The 5,339-nt window shown below is 46.5% G+C and carries 5 protein-coding genes and 1 pseudogene; all 6 read right to left on the reverse strand.

What is annotated here, in order from left to right; all coding sequences use genetic code 11:
• Positions 1-77 (reverse strand): annotated as a pseudogene (locus PX481_RS23455) (ribonuclease HII); the annotation flags it as partial.
• Positions 74-2,233, reverse strand: coding sequence for a ribonuclease E (gene rne / locus PX481_RS23460; RefSeq protein ID WP_288096330.1), 2,160 nt, complete (start codon positions 2,231-2,233; stop codon positions 74-76). The gene rne and the pseudogene PX481_RS23455, both read right to left, overlap by 4 nt.
• 687 nt (positions 2,234-2,920) lie before the next feature.
• Entirely contained in the window at positions 2,921-3,064 is a 144-nt protein-coding gene (locus tag PX481_RS23465; RefSeq protein ID WP_002783432.1) for a hypothetical protein, read from the reverse strand.
• A gap of 59 nt (positions 3,065-3,123) precedes the next feature.
• Positions 3,124-3,879: a DUF2232 domain-containing protein gene (locus PX481_RS23470; RefSeq protein WP_288024662.1), complete on the reverse strand. Its 756-nt coding sequence runs from the start codon at positions 3,877-3,879 to the stop codon at positions 3,124-3,126.
• Positions 3,880-4,064: 185 nt separating this feature from the next.
• Entirely contained in the window at positions 4,065-4,769 is a 705-nt protein-coding gene (locus PX481_RS23475) for a Uma2 family endonuclease (RefSeq protein WP_288024664.1), read from the reverse strand.
• Positions 4,770-4,851: 82 nt separating this feature from the next.
• Positions 4,852-5,339, reverse strand: a 488-nt coding sequence (locus PX481_RS23480) for a CO2 hydration protein (protein ID WP_288096335.1), incomplete at its 5' end; no start/stop codon positions are given.

Consider the following 5,339-nt stretch of genomic DNA (forward strand, 5'->3'; position numbering starts at 1 on the left):
ACCGCCGCCACCACGGGGCCAAATAAAGCCCCGCGCCCCACCTCATCGACACCGGCAATTAAGGGTTCTGCGCTCATGACTCATCGACAGTGGCGGAGGAACGACGACGACGACGACGCAGCACCGCGGTTTCAGCCTCTATTTGTGGCTCCTCCGTCACCTCGGCGCTCACCGGGGTCTCTAAAGGAATGACTTCGCCCAGAAAAACTGGAGTTTCGGTCGTAATCGGTTCGGGCGTAAAAGTCACTGGTGGACTAGCTTCTTGGTTGATTTCCTGACTAACTTCGCTAGTGGTGGAACGACGACGACGGCGCACCAAGGAACGATTTTCGGCTTCCTCGCCGGTTTCCGTCGCTTCTACCGGGGTGTCCTCGACTTCTAGGGTAGGAGTCAAGGATATTTCAGGAGTAACAGGCATTTCTGGGTTTTCCGCTTCTCTTTCCCCTGCCAGTTTCACGGAAACAATCACCGATTTCGGGTCTTTAAACTCCTTATCCACCAGAATCAGGGGAGAAATGCCCATTAAAGAATAAACTTCCTGTTCTACCGGGGTCATTTCCACGGAAACCCGCTCCCGTTCGCTGACGGGGATATTTTTGGCGGCGCTGGCATCTTCTCCCCGTTTCGAGAGACGGGCGGGGCGTTCTCGTTTTTCCTCAAAGCGTTGGGGTTCTGATTCCGGCTCGATTTCGTTGTTAACACCGTTAGTAGAGGCTTTTTCGCTCCGTTCCTCTTTTAGTAACAGTTCCGAGGGACGACGACGACGACGACGGCGAGAATTATTAACCTGTTCTTGATAGTTGGGATGGAAGGAAATATCCATCTCTTGAGCGTTTTCTTCGGCCTCAAATTCGGAGAAAACTTCTAGATAGGGTTCGGCCGCCGCAACGCTAGGAGCGCTCTTATCGGGCAGAACTTTTGTATTAGTTGAAGCAATGACAAGGGTTTCTTTTTCCGCACGGCTAACGGTGGGGTTTTCTAGGGCGATGGCGTTGCCTTCTCCTGGTAGATGGGCTAAATGACCTAGTCCGCCGCAATGGTCACAGGTTTTGCCGAATAATTCATAAATGTTTTTCCCCTGACGCTTACGAGTTAATTCCACTAACCCCAATTCCGATAATTGGGCAATCTGAGGCCGGGCCTTATCGCTTTTCAGGGCCTTATTAAACAATTCCAGCAGTTTCAACTGGTCGCGACGGGAATCCATATCGATGAAGTCCACCACCACCACACCGCCGATATTTCTCAAGCGCAGTTGTCGGGCGATTTCTGTGGCGGCCTCGCTATTAGTCCAGAGTACGGTTTCTCGGGCCGTGGCCGAACGGGTAAAGGAACCGGAGTTAACATCAATTACCGTTAAAGCTTCCGTCGGTTCGATGATAATGTAGCCGCCGGAGGGTAAATCAACCCGGGGTTTGAGGGCCTCGCGAATGGCGGCGTTAACCCGGAAATAGTCGAGAATTGGCTGGGTTTCCCGATGGGAGTCGATATAAACCCCTTCGAGAGCTTTGCCGCCGCCCCAGTTCGTCAATTGCTGTTTAACTCGTTTTACCGCCACCGGGTTATCCACAACAATGCGATTGACATCGGCACTGTACATATCCCGCAAAACCCTTTGAATAAAGTCATCATCGCGGTTAAGCAAGGCCGGGGCGCGGCTGCTGACGGCCATCTGTTGGATGCTCTCCCACTGTTTTTGCAGAAATTCCAAATCCTCGATAATCGCTTCTTCCGCTTTGCCTTCGGCCTCGGTGCGTACCAGCAAACCCATCCCCGCCGGTTTGACCAAAATCGCTAAAGCTCGTAAACGGGAGCGCTCGTCTTCACTGCGGATGCGACGGGAAAGATTCACCCCGCGACCATTGGGCATCAATACCAGATAACGACCAGGGAGAGTGACATTTCCCGTTAGTCGCGGTCCTTTATTGCCGGTGGGTTCCTTCATTACCTGTACCAGCACTTTTTGCTGGGGGGCCAGTAATTCCGTGATAGCACCGGCGGTTTTTTTCAGTCTTAAGGGGCCCAGGTCGGTGACATGGATAAAGCCATTGCGTTCCGCATCGCCAATATTGACGAAGGCTGCATCTATCCCGGGGATGACATTTTCTACTAATCCTAGATAGATGTCGGCCACCTGCTGATTACCTGTGGCTACAACTAATTCCTGAATTTGATCTTCCCAAAAAACAGCCGCTATATGGTGTTGTTCGGCTATGATTATTTGTTTTGGCATTCAATTTCCTCAATCTTTCGGTTTCAAAAGCGACGGACCATGGGCTATTTGTCTATGCTTTGAGGCTACTTCTGGAAATCTGGTCTTGTTAAGAAAGTTCTAAGAAGATGAGTCCGCATCGTTAAAGCCTCATCTTGATGTTCATCTGCCTCTCAGACGTGGGAACTGAGTCTTGGTTTCAGTTGTTAAGTCTGTTTGGCAACTGCCGGCTTGACCCACAATTAGGTAAGCACAGCCAGGAGACGAGATTTTCAATTAATCCCTGAGTCTTGCTCGATAACAGCATTTTTTATCCGTTTCCGCCAGTTCTGTCTATCAGAATCTAGGAAAAAAGGAGTTTTTGAGTTACTCCCCTCGGCAACAGGTTTCTGTGGAAGGGAAAATAGCGCACTTTTCGATTTTCCAAAAACCACGATTCTTTTAAGAAATGCTTTAATCGAGTCTTATAGACGACTATAACTCACTCGGTCACTCTCTGACAAGACGATGATCCCCTGACCAAGATAAATTTTTCGGGGCAAGAAAGGAGTCAGGAGCAATGATAGGCAATAAAATAGACCTAAAAAGCTATATAGCCGACTTTTAAGGCTAAAATTCCCTTTTTATCCCCTTTTGGCTTTCTTTAAGAATTAATCAACCCGCCAGTACCGCTAGAATTTTGACCAGATGACCAGATTGACGGTTTCCTTAATCCCTTAATTCCTGTTCCGGCAAGGCGATAACGTTCAAAATTCCCTGTAAATCGGCTTCTGACTCGATTTCTAGCAATTCTTGCAGGTAGGGACGATAACGGTATAGTCGATAACCTTTCCCCTCTAACCATCGGGCCACGGCTAAATTACTGCCTTGATTAGCGGCAATATTTTCGTAGAGAATAAAGCGCTAAATAATCACTCATAATCTAGTATGGACTGCACCCATTTGGGCGGACGAGAAATCGGATTACCGAGGCGATCGAGAACTAATAACGCCACTAAATGCACGGCAAATAAGTATAATAAACTATTGACAAATATGCCCACAACTGCTACCGATTGCACTTGCAGCAGCGTCGGTTTAGCGAGAATCCCTAACCAGGTGAAAATCCAATCGATAAAATTAGTCGCTTGGGTAATCACATATAACCAGAGATTTTCGCCTAAAAGAATTGAAAACAGCCAAAAACGAAAGAATAAACCAAAAGCCCCCAACAGTCCCCCGGTCAAGATAGAAAATTCCCAGCGCGCACCCCGGCGCCAGCATAGCCCCAATTGTAACCCCATCAAGCCGTGGGGAATCAAAAAGACGATACTGCGAGTCGGTCCCATTAACACCGACAAAAGTAAACTGGAAACTAATGCTGTCATCCAAGCACAACGAGCGCCCCAACGTAAATAGGCTAAAGCGATAGGAATCGGGAAGAAAACCCTTAATAAAGGTCCGAGGGGAAAATAATAGTCAATTAACCAGATTAAACTGGTAGCACTGGCCAAAAAAGCCGTCTCCACCGTGATCAGGGTAGCGATAGACTTGAGAGGAGATGGTTGGATAGGTTTGGCAGTGGGTTTATCTAGGGGTTTCCCTTCTTCCCCCAGATCTACCCAATTGGTTTCATCTATTGTCTCTTCTGAGGATTGAGCGGGAGAATTAGCGTTAGAATCATTCATTCTATCAGTTATCCGGTGGTCGGGACGGGTTGGCAAGCTATTCTTAGCTTAGACTTGTGACTCCCAGTCAGGCAAGAGGCAAAAAATACTAAGCTGTTGACTATCTAAATGGGAGAGGAGAGTGAGGTGTTAGGGGTAGGGAAATTTACGGAAAATATTCCTATTTTCACTGAAAAAAAACGGCTCTAAATACCTTCTAAATCGGCTCCTAACTCGCGTAAGAGAGATTTTAATTGTTCTATTTGTTGTAAAGCTAAAACCTTCTCTTGACGTTCCTGTTTAGCCACTTCTGCGGGGGTAGGAATTAATTCACCCTCCCTATTGAAATAGCGTAATTGTTGTTGATAAATACCCAGAAATAAGCCTAATAGATCGCTCCATAGCCAACCCCTGTCCGTCGGTTCAATTGCTTGATATTGCCCTTCCATTAGCCGAAATCCTTGTAATTCTAAGGTTTCAGGATCGAACCAAAAATAATCGGGAGTGCGAAAAATATCTTGATAAATTTGTTTTTTCTCGCCGCGATCTATTTTGGCGGTACTAGGAGACAGAATTTCCACGATAACATCGGGATATTTGCCCCCTTCTCCCCAAACTACCCAACTTTTTCGATCTAAGCGTCTTTCTGTTCCCAAAACGACAAAAAAATCTGGTCCGCGAAAATACTCAGATTTTTTCTGATTAGGACTATAATAAATGGTCAAATTAGCGGCGGCAAAATAATCATTACGCTCTTGCCATAACCATTCTAAACACTGAAGTAAAATCAGAATTTGTTGTAAATGAGCGTAGCTTTCCAAGGAGGGTTCCTCACTCCAGATATCCCTGGGGGGAAATTTTACCTCATCCGCACAAAACTCGTTATTGTCGATGATGGGAAAAGTGGTCATCTTTTTTGAGGTTGGGTGTCGGTCATCTCATTATATCAAAAAAGGTGGGCGATAAACCCACCAGAAAAATAACCCAAAAACCTTAACGATAATTAGGACTTTGGATATCTCTAAGACGCGCTTCGGGGCGTTTAAATCTGTCCATTTGTGCCTCAAAGAATTGACGATTTTTGAGTAAATGTTTGGGATTAGGATCGTCGAGGGGATAGAGTAAAGCAGTGCGTAGAGCTTGAATAACTGCCGAAGTAACATTATACATCGATCGCTGGAAACTAATACCCAATTGAATCAAAATATCGTCTTCCCCCCGGCAGTGTTGCTGATAGTAATCGATCAGATATTGGGGTAAAAAATGATACATATCATCCATTAACAAAGTGGGAGGAATTCCCGCAGTACCCACGGGGAAAACATCCGCGTAAAGAATGCCATAGTGAAAGTCTTTTTGTTCGTAGGGAACCTGTTTGGCTTGGGCATTATAGGACTTTGTACCCCGGAAGGGAGCAGTACGATAAAAGACCGCTTCTACATAGGGTAAAGCCGCTTCATAAAGCCAAGTAAAAGCCTTTG

The organism is Microcystis sp. M53603_WE2 (assembly GCF_030065435.1).

What these genes read in the sequence shown, in the direction of transcription:
- rne (WP_288096330.1), bottom strand. Translation starts at nt 2,233, where the DNA reads ATGCCAAAACAAATAATCATAGCCGAACAACACCATATAGCGGCTGTT.
- PX481_RS23470 (WP_288024662.1), bottom strand. Translation starts at nt 3,879, where the DNA reads ATGAATGATTCTAACGCTAATTCTCCCGCTCAATCCTCAGAAGAGACA.
- PX481_RS23475 (WP_288024664.1), bottom strand. Translation starts at nt 4,769, where the DNA reads ATGACCACTTTTCCCATCATCGACAATAACGAGTTTTGTGCGGATGAG.